The 17,511-nt window shown below is 56.3% G+C and carries 12 protein-coding genes; 6 read left to right on the top strand and 6 right to left on the bottom strand.

Going from position 1 to position 17,511, the window contains the following annotated elements; genetic code table 11:
- Positions 1–4: 4 nt before the first annotated feature.
- The 4 genes from F0P97_RS13300 to F0P97_RS13285 form a co-directional block, all read right to left on the bottom strand.
- Complete coding sequence (locus F0P97_RS13300) at positions 5–3,187, bottom strand: efflux RND transporter permease subunit (RefSeq protein WP_034359533.1); 3,183 nt, start codon at positions 3,185–3,187, stop codon at positions 5–7.
- Positions 3,184–4,704 (bottom strand): efflux RND transporter periplasmic adaptor subunit, encoded by a 1,521-nt coding sequence (locus tag F0P97_RS13295; RefSeq protein ID WP_003080380.1) that lies wholly within the window; start codon positions 4,702–4,704, stop codon positions 3,184–3,186. The genes F0P97_RS13300 and F0P97_RS13295 overlap by 4 nt, the downstream gene beginning before the upstream one ends.
- Positions 4,701–5,933 (bottom strand): TolC family protein, encoded by a 1,233-nt coding sequence (locus F0P97_RS13290; RefSeq protein WP_003080381.1) that lies wholly within the window; start codon positions 5,931–5,933, stop codon positions 4,701–4,703. Before F0P97_RS13290 ends, F0P97_RS13295 begins: the two co-directional genes overlap by 4 nt.
- A gap of 920 nt (positions 5,934–6,853) precedes the next feature.
- Complete coding sequence (locus F0P97_RS13285; protein WP_182287047.1) at positions 6,854–7,198, bottom strand: DUF4148 domain-containing protein; 345 nt, start codon at positions 7,196–7,198, stop codon at positions 6,854–6,856.
- Positions 7,199–7,495: 297 nt separating this feature from the next.
- On the opposite strand from F0P97_RS13285, the gene F0P97_RS13280 reads away from it, so the two are divergent.
- A complete protein-coding gene (locus F0P97_RS13280) occupies positions 7,496–7,780 on the top strand; it encodes a heavy-metal-associated domain-containing protein (RefSeq protein WP_003055071.1) in 285 nt (94 codons plus the stop codon).
- A 40-nt stretch (positions 7,781–7,820) separates the two neighbouring features.
- Here F0P97_RS13280 and F0P97_RS13275 read toward each other — a convergent pair whose 3' ends face one another.
- Positions 7,821–9,224 (bottom strand): heavy metal sensor histidine kinase, encoded by a 1,404-nt coding sequence (locus tag F0P97_RS13275; protein ID WP_003081341.1) that lies wholly within the window; start codon positions 9,222–9,224, stop codon positions 7,821–7,823.
- Positions 9,225–9,908 (bottom strand): heavy metal response regulator transcription factor, encoded by a 684-nt coding sequence (locus F0P97_RS13270; RefSeq protein ID WP_003062229.1) that lies wholly within the window; start codon positions 9,906–9,908, stop codon positions 9,225–9,227.
- 365 nt (positions 9,909–10,273) lie between these two features.
- On the opposite strand from F0P97_RS13270, the gene F0P97_RS13265 reads away from it, so the two are divergent.
- The 5 genes from F0P97_RS13265 (at position 10,274) to F0P97_RS13245 (ending at position 17,413) form a co-directional block, all read left to right on the top strand.
- Positions 10,274–12,199: a copper resistance system multicopper oxidase gene (locus F0P97_RS13265; protein ID WP_087863794.1), complete on the top strand. Its 1,926-nt coding sequence runs from the start codon at positions 10,274–10,276 to the stop codon at positions 12,197–12,199.
- A 25-nt stretch (positions 12,200–12,224) separates the two neighbouring features.
- Positions 12,225–13,196: a copper resistance protein B gene (locus F0P97_RS13260; protein ID WP_003055078.1), complete on the top strand. Its 972-nt coding sequence runs from the start codon at positions 12,225–12,227 to the stop codon at positions 13,194–13,196.
- A 110-nt stretch (positions 13,197–13,306) separates the two neighbouring features.
- Positions 13,307–13,693 (top strand): copper homeostasis periplasmic binding protein CopC, encoded by a 387-nt coding sequence (gene copC, locus F0P97_RS13255; RefSeq protein ID WP_003078546.1) that lies wholly within the window; start codon positions 13,307–13,309, stop codon positions 13,691–13,693.
- Positions 13,694–13,697: 4 nt separating this feature from the next.
- Positions 13,698–14,624, top strand: a complete 927-nt coding sequence (gene copD / locus F0P97_RS13250) for a copper homeostasis membrane protein CopD (protein ID WP_003071641.1) — start codon at positions 13,698–13,700, stop codon at positions 14,622–14,624.
- A 284-nt stretch (positions 14,625–14,908) separates the two neighbouring features.
- Positions 14,909–17,413, top strand: a complete 2,505-nt coding sequence (locus F0P97_RS13245) for a heavy metal translocating P-type ATPase (protein WP_182287046.1) — start codon at positions 14,909–14,911, stop codon at positions 17,411–17,413.
- Positions 17,414–17,511: the final 98 nt, after the last annotated feature.

The raw sequence follows: 17,511 nt of genomic DNA, 5'->3' as shown, positions 1-17,511 counted from the left end.
TCTTTCAAAAATGCGGTTTGGAAGCTTCGATTGCGGGAGGGGTCTGGTTTGGAGCGTGGCGCCCAGTTGATGGACGCCTGCGATGGATCAAGTACCAGGCAGCTGGGATGACCAGCATGCTTAGGAGGGGGGCCGTGACCATACCGCCGACCATCGGTGCGGCGATGCGGGTCATGACTTCCGAGCCCGTGCCATGTCCGACCAGAATAGGAAGCAGACCCGCCATGACTACAGCCACGGTCATGGCCTTTGGCCGCACGCGCATGACGGCTCCCTCGCGAATGGCAGCCAGCAACGTTTCTTCATTGTCCGGCTCGCCTGAGGCTAGATGCTGTCTCCAGGCGTTCTGCAGGTAGACCAGCATCACGACGCCAAACTCGGCGGCAACGCCGGCCAGGGCAATGAACCCCACGGCAGAGGCCACCGACACCGCGTGACCGAGCGCCCAGATGAACCAGAATCCACCGACAAGCGAGAATGGAACTGCTGCCATGACCAATGCGGCATCGCCTGCACTGCGAAACAGGACGTAGAGCAGCATGAAGATGACAGCCAGAGTGAGTGGTACGACGACTTTCAGGCGTTCCGTAGCCCGCTCCAAGTACTCGAACTGGCCAGACCACGACAAGGCATAGCCGGCAGGCATGGCCACCTGCTTGGCAACAATGGCTTGCATGTCATGGACGACGGAGCGCAAGTCCCGGCCACGTACATCGACATAGACCCAGCCCGAGAGCCTTGCGTTTTCGCTGCGGATCATGGGTGGGCCTTCTGCGATGACGATCTTGGCAACGTCCTGCAGGAGCACAGTGGCACCCTTGTCTGTCACGAAAGGCAGCTTGCGCAGGCGTTCCAGCGAATCGCGGATTTCGCGCGGGTAGCGGACGTTCACTGGAAAACGCTCTCGACCCTGAATGACTTCTCCGACATTCTCACCACCGATGGCTGTGGATATGACCGCCTGCACGTCTGCCACAGAAAGTCCGAACCGCGCAGCGGCTTGTCGGTCCACATCCACGTCAATGTACCGGCCCCCTGTCAAGCGTTCGGCTAACGCGGAAGAAACACCAGGCACTCCGCGCACGGCGGATTCAATCTGTGCCGCGAGCTTGTCGATGGTGGCGAGGTCTGGTCCGGCGACCTTGATGCCGACGGGGCTCTTGATGCCGGTGGCCAGCATGTCGATGCGGTTGCGGATCGGGGGCACCCACACGTTTGATAGACCCGGAACCTTGACCACCCGGTCCAGTTCTTCAACCAGCTTCTCCGGGGTCATGCCAGGACGCCATTGCTCACGTGGCTTGAACTGGATCGTGGTCTCGAACATCTCCAGCGGCGCAGGATCGGTCGCAGTATCTGCCCGTCCCGCCTTGCCGAACACACGCTGAACCTCGGGCACTGTTTTGATAAGCCGGTCTGTCTGTTGCAACAACTCTGCGGCCTTTGAGACCGAAATACCAGGTAACGCCGAGGGCATGTACAACAGATCGCCTTCGTCCAGCGGCGGCATGAACTCACCGCCCAGCCGCATGACCGGAATTGCGGTGATGGCCAGGGCCAACGTCGCTGCCAGCAGCGTGAACTTAGGAAAACGCAAAACCAACTCCAAAGCAGGCCGGTAAATGGCGATAAGGCTTCTGTTGATAGGGTTCGCAGTTTCCTTTGGAATGCGTCCTCGAATGAGGTATCCCATCAGCACTGGAACCAGAGTCACCGACAAGCCAGCAGCAGCCGCCATCGCATAGGTCTTGGTGAAGGCCAGTGGCGAGAACAGCCGTCCTTCCTGGGCCTCCAGGGTGAACACGGGCAGGAACGACAGCGTGATGACCAGCAGCGAGAAGAACAGCGCAGGACCGACCTCCACGGCTGATTGCGCGATCAGTTCCCAGCGCTCGGCCACGGACGATGGGCGTCCATGTCGTTCTTCAAAGTGCTCCAGATGCTTGTGCGCAGCTTCGACCAGGACCACCGAGGCATCGACCATAGCCCCTAGAGCAATGGCCACACCGCCCAACGAGAGAATGTTCGCGCTCACGCCTTGCCAGTGCATCACGCCAAAAGCCGCTAGCACCCCAATAGGCAGTGTTACAACTGCCACCAGCGCGGAGCGCAGGTGGAATAGGAAGATGGCACAGACGACGGCGACGACGGCGAACTCCTCCAGAAGCTTGACACGCAGGTTGTCGACTGCACGATCAATGAGTTTGGAGCGGTCATAGGTTTCCACCACCTCAACGCCTTTGGGCAGACTGGGTTTGAGCGTCTCCAGCCTGGCTTTGACGGCTTCGATAGTGGCTCGGGCATTCTTGCCGGAGCGCATGACTACTACCCCTCCCGTGACTTCACCCTCACCATCTAGTTCGGCGATGCCCCGTCGCATTTCCGGGCCTATCTGGACTATGGCCACATCTCTCAGCAGCACGGGTGTCGCTCCGCTGAGGGTGATCGGGATGGTACGGAAGTCCTCCAGTGATTGAAGGAATCCGCGCGAGCGCACCATGTACTCGGTCTCGGCCATTTCCACTACCGAGCCGCCAGACGACTGATTGGCCTTCTGCAGGGCCTGCACGACCATGGACTGTGTGATGGCGAGCGTTCGCATGCGGTCCGGGTCGAGCACCACCTGGTATTGGCGGACCATGCCGCCGATGCTGGCGACTTCCGCCACATCCGGAACGGTTTTCAGCTCGAATTTCAGAAACCAGTCGTTGAGGGCTCTCAGCTGTCCAATATCGTTATGGCCGCTGCGGTCGACCAGCGCGTACTCGTAGACCCAGCCCACACCAGTGGCATCCGGGCCTAGCGCGGCTGTCGCACCTACTGGTAAGCGGCTTTGCACCTGGTTCAGATACTCCACCACCCGTGACCGTGCCCAGTATGGATCGGTCTTGTCGTCAAACAGGATATAGACGAAGGAGTCGCCAAAGAACGAATAGCCTCGGACGGTTTTAGCCCCAGGTACGCTCAGCATGGTTGTGGTCAGCGGGTAGGTCACGAGGTCCTCCACCACCTGGGGCGGCTTGCCTGGGTAGGTGGTGCGAACGATCACCTGTACGTCGCTGAGGTCCGGCAATGCATCGACCGGGGTGCGAGATGCCGACCAGATGCCTACCGCCACGAGGAACGCGGTGGCAATCAGCACTAGAAAGCGGTTGGTGATGGACCAACGGATCAGAGCAGCAATCACTTGGCGCCTCCGGTGGTTCCAGCGGCGCTGCCGCTTTTCTGCACGGAGATGACTTCCCAATCCATGGGCCCGCCTTTTCGGAACTCGAAGCGCACCAGATCTCCTGGCTTCAAGCCCGTGAGCGTCATCGAGTCGGCCTTGCCAAAGCTCATTGTCATGGCGGGCCACTTGAGAGCCGGCACAGGGCCATGCGAGATCGTGATCCCGTCGTCATCCATGCTTTCCACCTTGCCCTCGGCGCGGAAGATGTCGGGGGCTTCGGTGGCCGTAGCGGGCACAGGCTGGGATTGCCCGGCCTCCATGGCTCCCAGAGCTGACTTGAGCCGCGCTTCCGAGTCCACTAGGAATTGGCCGCTGGCAATCACCTCTTCGCCTTCGCGCAAGCCTTGCAGCACCTCCAATTGATCACCCAAGTCCTCGCCAAGTTTGATTTCCCGAGGCTCGAAGTTGCCAGACTCCTTGCGGACGATGACCAATGCACGGGTGCCGGTACGGATGACGGCTTCGGAAGGCAGGACTAGGCGCGAGGCTGGAGCGTCGCCGACCTGCAGGCGCAGCAGCAACCCGGGTATCAGTTTGCCGCTGCGGTTAACGACCTCGAATCGCGCTTGCAGGGTGCGTGTGCTGGCGTTGACCTGTGGCAGGATTTCCTTCAACTCGCCTTCGAAGGTTTGGGATGCATCGGCTTGCAGAACGGCCTTGACCTTCTGGCCACGCGTCAGACGTACGGCTTGTGCTTCCGGCACTTCAGCCACGGCCCAGACCTTCTCTAGGCCGGAGATACGGAACAACGTAAGGCCAGGTGACACCTGGGCTCCATCTCGCACACCAAGTTCCGTCACCACGCCATTTACCGGAGCCTGCAAGGTATAGCGAGCTTGGGCGACCCCGGTTTCCTCACTCTTGCGTACCAGTTCTGCGGGGATGGACATGGCGCGCATGCGCTCACGGGTTGCCGTAATAAGCTCCTGAGGTACACCTGAACGCTTGAGTGCGAGCAGTTCGTTTTGTGGCCCCAGCCACTCGGGCGCAAAAATGGTGGCCAAAGCCTGACCTTTGCGAACCTGCTCCATGGGAGCGCGCACAGCCAAATGCTCGACATAACCGGCAACACGGGTCTGAACGGCGACACTCAGACGCTCATCGAACTGCACCGTTCCAACGGCGTCGAACGACGCGCCGATGTCGGCTCGCTTGACCGTCGCGGTCCGAATGCCGAGGTTCTGCTGCACCGTTGGACTGACTTTGACACCTGTGTCATTGGCATCGTCCGCATAGACGGGCACCAATTGCATGTCCATGAATGGCGACTTGCCCGGTTTGTCAAAGCGTGGTCCCGGCACCATGGGGTCATGCCAGTAGAGGACCTTGCGCTCGCCTGTGGGAGCCTTGGATTCCGAGGCGGCTACGGCCTGGGGGGCAGCGCCTTCGGAGGTCAAGCGGCCAATAAAGAAGCCACCGGCTGCCAGCAGTACGCCTGCCGTAACCAATGAAGTGACCAGTGCTGTGCGCTTCATTGGGCACCTCCCTGAGCGATGGGTTTGAGGTTTAGTTGGGCCTGCGTACGTACCAAATCACGCTGCAGTGCGAGGAGTTTTCTCTGAGCTTCGACCTCGGCATGTCGTGCCTCAAACACGGCGGTCAGGGCCAATTGATTTGAGCGGTAGGCGGCCAGGGCGGCGGAAGTGCGCTGTCTGGCCGGAGTCACTACGGAGCCTTGGTATCTCTCGATACGCTGCTGCAGGCGCGCGGCGTCGCTAGTCAAGGTGCGGTAATCGGCCATGGCTGCGCGCATTCCCTCCGTCAGGTCAGCCTCTGCTTTGTCGACCATGGCCAGCTTGGCCGAGGTTTCGCGGTCTTGGCGCTGGCTTGGTGCGATTTGGAGCGGGATGCTGACGCCGACTGAAACCAAATCGGAATAGCCAGTGCGCTGGCCGTAGGACACTTCCCAGGTCCAGTTGGGAGAGCGCTCCTTGGCTGCGACGTTTGCACTCTGGCGAGCAATTTCGACGTCGCTTTTTAAGCCTGCGACGGCTGGATATCTCGCCACGTAGTCCCATTCCTCGGGAGCAGGGAAGGCAGGTGGCTTGTTGAGGGCATCGGGAAGAATGCCGATCCAGCGTTGCAGACTGACCATGGCTGCAGACTGTTGTTGGCGAACCTCTTCGCTTTCATCCTCTGCAATCCCTTTGGCGGATAGGAGCTGCAACGCTTCTGCGCTGTTGCCTGTGGCAGCTGCTATGCGGCTTTTTGCCGCATTCAGCTCCTCGTGCAAGTGATGCTCGGTTTGTGTGGTTAGCTTGAGTGCTTCAGTGGCGAACCAAGCATCGACATACGCCATGCTGACCTGCAGGCGAGCCTCGGCTTCGGCAATGTCTTTTTGTACGGCATCGCGGTCGGCCCGTGCACGAGCCGCACCTTCGCGTGCGGCTCGTTTATCGGCGGAGAGCCACTCTTGGCTGATACCGATGCGCTTCATCGTCATGGACTCACGGGTACCGCTGAAGCGGTCTGAGCCGGTAACCGGCAAATTGTCGATGCCGGCCCGCAGCATGGGATCTGGCAACTGACCCGCAGCCTGTATGGAATGGACAGAGCCTTGCATCGCCGCCTGGGCTGCGCGGGCTGCTTCGGAGCGTTGGACGGCCAAGCTTATTGCCTGGTCGAATGAAATCGATTCTGCAGCAGCAACGGCCGGCAGAAATACGGCAGCCAAGGAGGCTGCTCGCAAAAAAATAGGGGACATGGAAACTCCGTGGACGAACGAGGGCATTGCCGGCGTATGGACAAGCCACGCCAGCACCAGTCAGTCGACGGAGTGATCAGACTCTGAGTCTGAGAGTAGAGAGAAAAAGAGGGTCCGGAGGCGGTCGAACCTCCAAGGTGATGGGCCAGGACACTGCAAGTGCAGCATCAAATTCGAGCACTAGCGGCAGCTCCAACACCTGCACGATGGCAGGTAATGACGCCACGGGCAGTTTGACTGCTTCGAAGGTCACATCCGGGGCATTGGTGTACTGATGACACAGAACCGGTTGCTGTTGGTCCATACCTTCGCATGGTATGCCGGCCTCCATCCTGGCCGTCATTGCATCAACGCCTTCCTCCTGTGGGCAGACGTAACCCGCCAACGCCAGCTGTGCGAACAGCAGCGAAAGCACCACAAGGACTGCGGTGGATAGGCGGTGAATGCGACTTCGTAGCATGGCAGCAGTTAGTGTAGTCAATCTACCAGGGGTACGCGGTGAAGGCCATACGTTGCTACCGATCTTTAAATGCTACAGATCTTCGGCAAGCCAGTGGTTAACTCGCATCCTAGGAGCAAACGCTACAGCTGTGTCTGAAGGAAGCGCGACACCGTATGCACAACTCAGTTCTGAAGAAGGCGGTGTCCTGTCCCATCCTCAAGTTAATGGATGAGGAAACATGCAATGTGATGCTCGGTAGCGATATCCGCCTCGGTGAGTCCGCGCATCGTTGAACCCAGTGTCGCCCGCCTAAGTGATGATTGCGATCATCTGGGCCGAAATTCTTCCGGGAAATTTGTAGTTCGCTCAAGCTGATGTTCTACATGCAGAGGCCTCTGTTGCTTGAGGCCTCTGCGGTAGATCGGAACAAAAATGCAGGAAAGAGCTGCATCCGCGATGCATGCGTCTTTGATGGAGATCAGCCTGCAAATGATTGGAGGCGAGCATCTCGCTCAGTTGGCGTTTCATTACGCATTTCGTTGATCACTTGCTCGCGGGTTTTGCTCGATCCTGTCTCGGGAGTTCCACGTGGGAAATTGCTTTCACCGTAAGAAAGGCGGCCCTGCTTCATGGCGGCTTCAGTCTCTGCCTTGACTTGAGCTCGGGTTTTCTGGCTTTCAAAGTGCTGCGGATGCACGATCACGCCTTGTTCATTGTTGGCTGGATGCTCGTAGGCTGCAGAGGCCATTCCAGGAAGAGCCAGGGTGACAACGGCAGCAACGCTTGCGAGTACGGAGGAAATGGAGATGCGGTTTTGAGACATGGTTGGCTCCTAAGACAGTTGATGAACACATCTCCTGGACCTTGATCAAGGTGAGGAGAAGATGGGTTGATCTTAGGAGTCGGAGCCCAACAAAATCAGGTCTGTCCGGTGACATTGTTGTCAGCTTTTTCGCGGCAGCTCTTACCCCAAATCTGCATACCAATAAACCCAAAGCGAAAAGCGAAGACCAACGTAGTTGACGTACACAGCGTGCTCCAGTGCATGTGCAGACAGATACTTGACATTCACATCATGTGAAGGATGAAACTTTAGCCACAAGCTTTAAAGGAGTACGTAATGGCTATTTTTCGCATCAATGACATGAAATGTGGTGCCTGTGCCGCGCGGATTCAGCGCTCCATTTTGGCGATCGATGATGAAGCAAAGATCGGAGTGAATGCGCGAGATAAAACGGTGCAAGTCTCTGGCGATCTGAGCGACGCCGACTACATGTTGGCCATCCAGACCGCTGGATACACTCCAGAATTATTGGCGTTAGCCGAAGCCGAGCAGGCAAATGCTGAGAAGCCGCAGACGAAATGCTGCGGCTCAACTTCAGCAAAGACATCTTGCTGCGGATAGTGTCTTCTTGCTTTCAAGAAAAGCCTGTTTTCTGATCTGCTTAGGAAGTCGGCTGCGGAGTGGGGAATTTCAAGGTGAAGCGAGTTCGTCCATCGGCTGAAGTGGCGGTAATGGAGCCTCCATGAGCTTCGGCAATTGCTCGGGTGATGGCCAAACCCAATCCGCTACCGTCTGAGTCCGGATGAGCCCTGGAAGGGTCAGCTCGGTAGAAGCGGTCAAATAACCTGGGCAGGACTTTGGGATCAATGTCCTGCCCTGTATTTTCCACAGTGACAAGTGTCCAGGAAGCTGCGGTCTCAATGTCGATGGTGACCATGCCTGCATGCGGCGTGTAGCGCAAAGCATTAGATAGCAAATTACTCACAGCACGATGGAACATCAGTCGATCACCATCAACGAGTCCATCGCCTTTTAACTTCAAATGAATTTGCTTTTCTTCAGCGACAGCCTCGTAGAACTCCAGCAATGCATACGATTCTTGCTGTGCCGAAAATTGCTCCTTGCGCGGCAGGCTTACGCCCCGTTCAGTTTTGGCCAGAAAAAGCATGTCTGACACCATACGAGCCAAACGCTGAAACTCTTCGGCATTAGAGGCAAGAATGTCTCGGTATGTCGCGGCGTCACGCTTGGATGCCAGCACAACCTGAGTCTGCGTCAACAGGTTGCTGATGGGCGTGCGTAGTTCATGGGCCAGATCAGACGCGAAATCTGTCAGTCGCTGAAAATCGTCCTGCAACCGATCCAGCATGCGATTGAGCTCATGCGCCAAATCGGCCATTTCTACGGGTACAGCCTGGACCGGCATGCGTTCACTCATCTTCTGTCCCGTCACAACGGCCGCACGTGATTTCATCTCTCGCAGCGGTGCCAGCCCTTGTCGAGCGGCGAGCCAAGACAGAAGTGAGCACAGCAAAATTGCTGCGATCACATAAATGGCAAAGCTTGTGCGAATTCCGTTGAGGAATTGAATGTGATGCTTGGTGTCTGCTGCGATCAGTACCTTTAATGGTGACGGTGCGTAGGCCGGTAGCGTCTCAAAGCTCAAGATGTGGAATTCTGCGTCTGCATGCCGCCACACCCCAAACGATCCTTCCTTGTCGATAGAAGCCGAGTTGCGATCCGGCACTGCAAAGCCGGATGCGGGCGATTGAAATACGGTTTCTCCTTGGGCATCTTTCACCTGGACTTGAAGATCCTCGTGATAGTTCAGTGCCTCATTTAAACGCCAACGAGCATCATCGACCGACTTCGTGTTCTGGAGAATTTTCTCGATCAAATGGCGCTTGTCCTGAAGCGTCATTCGGTCCAATTCCACGAAATGCTCTTCTGTAACGACTAGGAATAGGCCGCCTAAACCTAGCACTACGGCTGCCGCAACAACCGTGAAACAGAGGGCCAAGCGACTCGTTAAAGAAAGCTTTACCTTGCGAGTGAGACGCTGCACCTATTCCTCCTCGGGGACATCAAGCACATAGCCCATTCCCCGTACGGTCTGGATCAGTTTGATCGAGTGGCCTTCGTCAATTTTGGCTCGCAGACGGCGCATGGCCACCTCAATGACGTTGGTGTCGCTGTCGAAATTCATGTCCCATACCTGCGATGCGATCAATGAACGTGGCAGCACTTCACCATGTCGGCGCATCAGCAACTCTAAGAGTCCGAACTCTTTGGCTGTGAGGTCAACACGTTTGCCATTGCGAGATACGCGACGACGCAGCAGGTCTAGCTCGAGATCTGCAACAGTCAGAGTAGTACCTTCGTTGGCCGGATGTCCACGTCTAAGAATGATGCGAACTCTGGCGAGTAGTTCTGCGAAAGAAAACGGCTTTACCAGGTAATCATCAGCGCCGAGCTCTAGTCCTTTGACACGGTCCTCGACATGGTCCCGTGCAGTAAGAAACAGGACCGGCATATGTAGTCCTCGATCACGCAAAGACTGGAGCACCTGCCAACCATTGAGGCCCGGCAGCATAACATCCAAGATCACCAAGGAGTACTCCCCTTGCAAAGCCAGATGTAAGCCGTCTGAGCCATTTGGGACGAGGTCAGCAATGTAGCCAGCCTCGGTCAATCCCTGGCGCAGGTACTCACCTGTTTTAGGCTCATCTTCAACAATCAAAATCCTCATGTACTCGCTCCGCTGCAGTGGACGATCAAGAGTGTGCCGAGTTTGAAGCCCTCTGACATGAAGATAAGAAAAATGTAATGTTCCTGAAATCCTGGCGATAGAAAGGCCAACACTGCCTCGTTGTTCCTTCCTGGGAAGTCATCAAGCGTGGCTAGCAGAGTGAACCTTTTGACTGCATCGAAGGCATTTCTGGATAGAAGCCCTCCGTCGCACCAAACATGACGCGAGCATTACATGAATGTAATGAATGAGTCACTCCTCCGAAATTCAGCACGCCCTAGCATACTGAACATATCGAGCGCTCATTGCATCAGGCAAGCGTCGCCGAAAACGAATTTCTTGGAAGCTCTGGAGGATTTCACCTTATGCCGCGTCATTCGCCATTTTTTGTCACTCCCACTCAAGGGTTCTCTCGTCGGCGCTTCGTTCAGGGGCTGGCCGCAGGAGGCGTTCTGGCGGGCCTGTCAACGCAGTCGCTCATGGCATTCGCACAGCAGAGCTCCACAGTCCGCGGGGCCGCTCCGGTGCTGAAGGGTAACGAGTTCGATTTGGTGATCGCCGAGTCCGCCGTGAACTTTACGGGCAAGCCAGGGATGGCGACAACGATCAATGGATCGCTTCCTGCACCAACCCTGCGCTGGCGAGAGGGGGAGACGGTGACGATTCGCGTCACGAACAAGCTGCGCGAGGCCACTTCTATTCATTGGCACGGCATTATCTTGCCCTACCAGATGGACGGAGTTCCAGGCATCAGCTTTGCGGGCATTCCTCCTGGAGAGACGTTTACCTACCGTTTCAAGGTTCAGCAAAGCGGTTCCTACTGGTATCACTCACATTCAGGCATGCAGGAACTCACCGGCATGTATGGAGCGATCATCATTGATCCCGCAGGACCTGAGACTATCCGTGCAGATCGTGATCATGTCGTGCTCTTCTCTGACTGGACTGACGAAGACCCCATGCGCGTTTTCGCAAAGCTCAAGGTTCAGGGCGACTACTACAATTACAACCAGCCCACGGTCTTTGATTTCTTCCGTGATGCATCGCGTGATGGCGTGTCAGCGGCATTAGACAAGCGCAAGATGTGGAACGAGATGCGCATGAATCCAACGGATTTAGCCGACCTCTCTTCTGCGACCCTGACCTACCTCGCAAATGGCGTCACACCTGCAGGCAATTGGACTGCTCTTTTCCGTCCGGGCGAGCGTGTCCGGCTGCGCATGGTCAACGGCGCGGGCAATACCTTCTATGACGTACGTATACCGGGCCTGAAGCTCACGGTGGTTCATGTTGACGGTGTCGACGTAGAGCCTGTGACTGTCGATGAATTCCGATTCGGCCCTGGCGAAACCATAGACGTGATTGTCGAGCCACGTGATGACGCCTATACGATTTTTGCCCAGTCGATGGACCGAACAGGCTACGCACGCGCTACGTTAGCAGTGCGCGAAGGCCTGCAGGCTCCAGTCCCCGCACTCGATCCCGTCGAATGGCTGGGTATGAGCGACATGATGGGCGCCATGAGCCATGGCAGTTCTGGAGCCGACATGGACATGACCGGCATGTCTGGGATGACCGGCATGTCTGGGATGACCGGCATGTCTGGGATGACCGGCATGTCTGGGATGACGGGTATGGCCGGGATGGCTGGTATGTCGGGGGCAATGGCCGGCATGGATCATGGTGCGATGGCCGGCATGAATCACGGTGGTATGGCGATGGACCATAGTCAGCATGTCAAGCCTGCTGGGAGCTTGGCAGTGCCCAGCACCACCGCACGCCATGCTCGCACTGAATATGGCGCAAGAACAGATATGCGAGTCGATATGGCCCGCACCAATCTTGACGATCCCGGTATCGGTCTGCGCAATAACGGCAGACGGGTGCTGACCTTGGCAGATCTGCATACACCTTCAGGTCCGATGGACTCGCGCGGTCCTGGACGAGAGGTGGAGTTGCACCTGACGGGGAATATGGAGCGATATTCCTGGTCTCTTGATGGATTGGAGTTCGGGCAATCAACGCCTGTTCACTTCCGTCACGGCGAGCGTTTGCGAGTCATCCTGCACAACGACACGATGATGACTCACCCTATGCACTTGCATGGGATGTGGAGTGAACTGGAGAGCCCTGATGGTCGATTCCTCGCCCGTCGACACACCTTGCCAGTACAGCCTGCACAACGCATCAGCTTCTTGGTGACGGCAGATGCTCTGGGGCGCTGGGCATGGCATTGCCACCTGATGTTCCACATGGATGCAGGCATGTTCCGCGAAGTCGTAGTGTCTTGAACAAACCTCACAAGGAAGATCAAAAATGTCCAAAGCACTCCCTATTCGTGCATTGTCCACTGCGCTCCTCGCTCTGGTGAGTATTGCGGCCCAGGCGCAAAGCGACCATTCATCGCATGGCCAAGCGAATATGCAAATGGAAGCACCGGCAAGCCCTGCCACAACTGCAGCTGATCCACATGCAGGTCATGGTGCTATGACTGGCAGCGCTGCAAGCGGCCCTGCGATGGATCACGGCAGCATGCAGATGCAAGGGGGATCCGCACCTCCAGATGCTCGCGACCCACATGGGTATTCCAATGGGTTGACCTTGGGATCGGGCGATTACGCGGTGCCTGGCGTCCCGCGCTTGATGCTTGCGGACGAGCATACCTTTGCCTCGCTGCGTGGTGAGACCCTGGAACGCCGTTTTTCACGCAGAGGTGATGATTCAACGGCCTATGACTTGCAAGCATGGTACGGGACCTCATACAACAAAGCTGTCTTGAAGGCAGAAGGTGACGTCGCCAAAGGAAAGCTCGAAGAGTCTCGCACCGAACTGCTTTGGAGCCGTGCTGCCACAACCTATTGGGATACACAGTTGGGTCTGCGCTTAGACAACGGCGTGGGACCTAGCCGTCAATGGCTGGCATTTGGTGTGCAGGGCCTGGCCCCTTACTGGTTCGAGCTGGAGGCCACAGCCTATGTTGGCAGTGGCGGCAGAACTGCGCTTCGCCTAAATGCAAGCTACGAACTATTGCTGACTCAGCGCCTGATCCTTGAGCCAAGAGCTGAAATGCAGTTTTACGGCAAGGATGATCCAGAGCGGCATATCGGCAAGGGCCTAGCCGAAGCATCTGCGGGCCTGCGACTGCGCTACGAGTTCAGCCGTCAGTTCGCTCCATATATCGGAGTGGAACGTGCGGGAAGTTTCGGGCGAACCGCTGATCTCGTTCGTGCCGACGGTGGCCGTGCTCAGCAAACACGTTGGGTGGCCGGTGTCCGCTTCTGGTTCTAGCCAGACCAATGTCCCCTTCCTAGTTGGCGCGTCCTTGGGAGCGCCAACTCTACAGACCTAGATTCGACATCTGTTTTCAAACCACCATCACACTTAGATAGGAGTCTCTCATGAACCGCTCAAACCTGGTCGCTAAGTTCATCGCGCCAATTGCCGCAACACTGTTCGCTTCCGCAGCATTTGCACATCCTTCGTTAGTTTCCTCCTCTCCTGCGGATAAGTCGCAGGTCGCGGCACCTGCCACGATTGAGTTGAAGTTCTCGGAAACGCTGGTTCCTCAGTTCTCGGCAGCGAACTTGATCATGACGGGGATGCCCGGAATGCCGAACCACGGCGCAATGAAGGTCAGCGCAAGCGTCTCTGGCGCTAGCGATGGCAAAACCATGGTCATTACTCCCGCTCAGACGCTTCAACCCGGTGCCTATCGCGTGGATTGGCGTGCAGTGTCGTCAGACACACACCCTATCAATGGCAACGTCACATTCCAGGTGAAGTAAGCAAATGGCCGAGGATTGGTTCACCATCGTATTGCGCCTTGCGCTGTATCTGGACATGGCTGCAGGTTTTGGCGTCGCCATGTTCAGCGTCTATGCCCTTGGCCACGACGAGCGATCCTTGGCAATTGCGCGTCGCTATCGCGTTTGCGTTGGTGTATGTGCAGTAATCGGGATTGGACTGTCAGTGATTGGCATGACAGTCCTTGCCAAGGCCATGTCCGGTGCGCAAACTTACTCCGAGTTGTCAACGCATATCTTCGAGATGCTCATCACCGGCACTCACATGGGCCTTGCTTGGTGCATTCGTATTCTTGCGCTAGCGCTTTGCATCTTGATTGCCCTAGTGAAGTTCAATCCAACGTTTCGCTTCGTTGCCATGTCCGTATCTAGCGGTGTAGCGCTGGCGACACTGGCCTGGGCTGGTCATGGAGCGATGGACGACGGAATGCGTGGATACATCCACCTTGCTTCAGACATCTCCCACCTCTGGGCAGCAGGTGCATGGGTCGGCGCGTTGCTTGCTTTTTTGATCTTAGCCACAAGTAGGGCAAATGCGACACAGGACACCGTAGCCATATTGAGCCGCACATCAAACGGCTTTGCCCATGTCGGAACTCTGATCGTTTTCGTTCTTGCAGCCAGTGGCGTAGTCAACTATGTATTGATCGCAGGGCCTTCGCTTGATCCGCTTGTTTCAACACTCTATGGTCAGTTGCTGCTAGGCAAGCTAATGCTGGTTCTCGGAATGCTTGCATTGGCAGCAGCAAATCGATTCCGGCTTAGTCCAAGTCTGGAGGCATCATTGGGCTCAGGGAATCGCGCGCAAGCAGTCTCTAAGCTACGCCAGAGCCTGTTCATGGAAGCAACACTGGCAGTTCTGGTTTTGGCGAGTGTGGCTTGGTTAGGGATTCTTTCGCCAAAAGGAATTTGAACCTTTAGATCACCCACCGACAGCTGACACGGGGACTGCACACGGAGAGGAAGGGTGCATCGCTTCGGAGGATTCATGCTTGGATGATCTCCGTGCCATGTAGTCATGACAAAGGCCACCTCAACCCCAGAATCATTTCTTGGATTGAGATGGCCACAAGCACCGTACTCAGGTTGCGGTACCTCAGAAGAGGTGGACAGAGTTATTTCTCAAGCAGATTCTGGCTTGACATTCACATGGTGTAAGAGCCAAGAATCGATCCAACATCGCGAAGGGCCATCTGCATGCAACATCATCAGCATCGATCTTCTTCAGAATCAGTAGAGTTGGAAAACACCAAAACTGACGCCGAGCCTTTGCAAGATCCTGTTTGCGGCATGACTGTCTCTCCACAGTCGGCCCATCAGATAGTTCACGAGGGACGGACCTATCGCTTCTGTAGTGCCGATTGCCAGCAAAAATTTGCTCATGCCCCTGCGCAATTCATATCGAGTAGCGGGCAGGCGGATCACGCAGTAGAGGGCTCAGTCTATGTATGCCCAATGCATCCTGAAGTCCATCAAGATCATCCGGGGCGTTGTCCTAAATGCCAAATGCATTTAGTGCCTGAGGCCCAGTTGCTCAGCTCGCACGAACATGCTCATGTGGCTGCAAGTCATTCAGATCAGAAATCGTTTGATGACTCGGGCGTGGTTCCCGCCGGAACGATCTATACCTGCCCGATGCATCCGGAGGTCCGGCAAGATCATCCCGGAAACTGCCCTAAATGCGGAATGACTCTGGAGCCACTGATCCCGGTTGGAGAAGAGGACAACAGCGAGTTGCAAGACTTTCAACGGCGATTCTGGTGGACGCTACCACTCACCCTGATTGTTACCACTCTGGCCATGTTCGGACACAAGTTCGGCTGGTTCACTATGCAGACCCAAACATGGGTCGAGTTGACTCTTTCCCTGCCCGTGGTGCTATGGACGGGCTGGCCCTTTTTTGTTCGAGGCTGGCAGTCAATCATCCACCGCAGTCCGAACATGTGGACGTTGATCAGCTTGGGATCGGGAGCCGCCTTTGTCTACAGCCTCGTAGCGACGCTGGCACCTGGTGTGTTTCCCGACTCGTTCGTATCCATGGGCCGTGTAGCTGTTTATTTCGAGGCAGCGGTGGTCATCATTTCTTTGACCATGTTGGGGCAGATCATTGAGCTGAAGGCTCGCTCTCAGACCTCGGCCGCTATCAAATCATTGCTTAGCCTAGCTCCTAAGACGGCAAGGCGTATCAATGCAGATGGCAGTGAGGAAGATGTTCCCCTCAGCCACGTGCATGTCGGAGACCTGCTGCGCGTACGTCCAGGCGAGAAAGTACCCGTGGATGGCATTGTCACGGAAGGTCAAAGCGCCGTTGATGAATCGATGCTCACGGGCGAGCCAATACCTGTGACAAAGCGCGTTGACGACAAACTGATCGGCGCCACACTCAATACGAGTGGAGCTCTGGTCATGAGGTCAGAAAAGGTGGGGGCTGCCACCATGCTTTCCCAGATCGTTCAGATGGTTGCATCGGCCCAACGGTCGAAGGCACCGATGCAGCGAATGGCCGACGTAGTGGCTGGAAAGTTCGTTATGGTTGTCGTGCTAGTCGCTGTAGTCACCTTCTTCGTCTGGGGAATTTTTGGCCCAGAGCCCAGTTGGGTGTTTGGGTTGATCAATGCCGTCGCGGTACTCATCATCGCCTGCCCATGCGCGCTAGGTTTGGCCACACCCATGTCAGTAATGGTGGCCACAGGGCGCGCTGCAGAACAAGGCGTTTTGTTCCGTGACGCAGGCGCCATCGAAAAAATGCGTGAAGTGGATACGCTCATCGTAGATAAAACGGGCACCCTGACAGAAGGTCGGCCTGCATTCGATAAAGCGATTCCTGCTCCAGATTTCACGGCTGACGAAGTTTTGAGGCTTGCCGCTAGCTTGGATCAGGGTAGCGAGCATCCGCTTGCGGATGCCATCGTCCGAGCTGCACGCGAACAAGGCTTGCAACTCGCTAAACCTGTGGACTTCGATTCCGCCAGCGGTATTGGTGTACGTGGAACCGTTGAGGGGCGGCGCTTGGCATTAGGCAACACCGCACTGATGGCTCAAGAAGGCGTTTCTGTATCTTCCTTGCAAGCGGACGGAGAACGCCTGCGAGGAGAGGGTGCAAGCATCATGCATTTAGCGGCTGATGGGAAGTTCGCAGGCATCCTGGCAGTAACAGACCCTATCAAAGCTAGCACTTTGGATGCTATTCAAACGCTTCATGCAAGCGGCTTGCGAATTGTCATGGCAACGGGAGATGGTCTGACCACAGCCAAGGCTGTTGGTGCCAAGCTTGGAATTGATGAAGTCCATGGCGAAGTCAAGCCCGCCGACAAGCTAGCTCTCGTGGAGCGATTGCAAAGTGAAGGCCATGTGGTTGCCATGGCTGGTGACGGGATCAACGATGCGCCGGCCTTGGCAAAAGCTGATGTAGGTGTAGCCATGGGAACAGGGACTGACGTAGCAATGAACAGCGGTCAGATCACGCTGGTCAAGGGTGATTTGCGTGGCATTGCACAGTCACGTGAAATTTCAACTGACACAGTACGGAACATGCGTCAGAACTTGCTATTTGCCTTCGTCTACAACGGAATTGGTGTACCGATTGCTGCGGGAGTTCTGTATCCGTTCACAGGGTGGCTTCTGTCGCCAATGATCGCAGCACTCGCTATGAGCCTGAGTTCGGCGTCTGTAATCTTCAATGCACTGCGTTTAAGAAGGTAGCGGTTGCATTGGTGATTTTCAGTCTACTTACGCGGCCGTTTCGCTCAATGCCTCGGGGTCATTCATCGGGTGAATACAAGCACTGAGCTTGATGGTGC

This window comes from Comamonas testosteroni (genome assembly GCF_014076415.1).
GTDB classification, from domain to species: domain Bacteria; phylum Pseudomonadota; class Gammaproteobacteria; order Burkholderiales; family Burkholderiaceae_C; genus Comamonas; species Comamonas testosteroni_F.
This window is presented reverse-complemented; position numbering and strand designations above follow the sequence as displayed.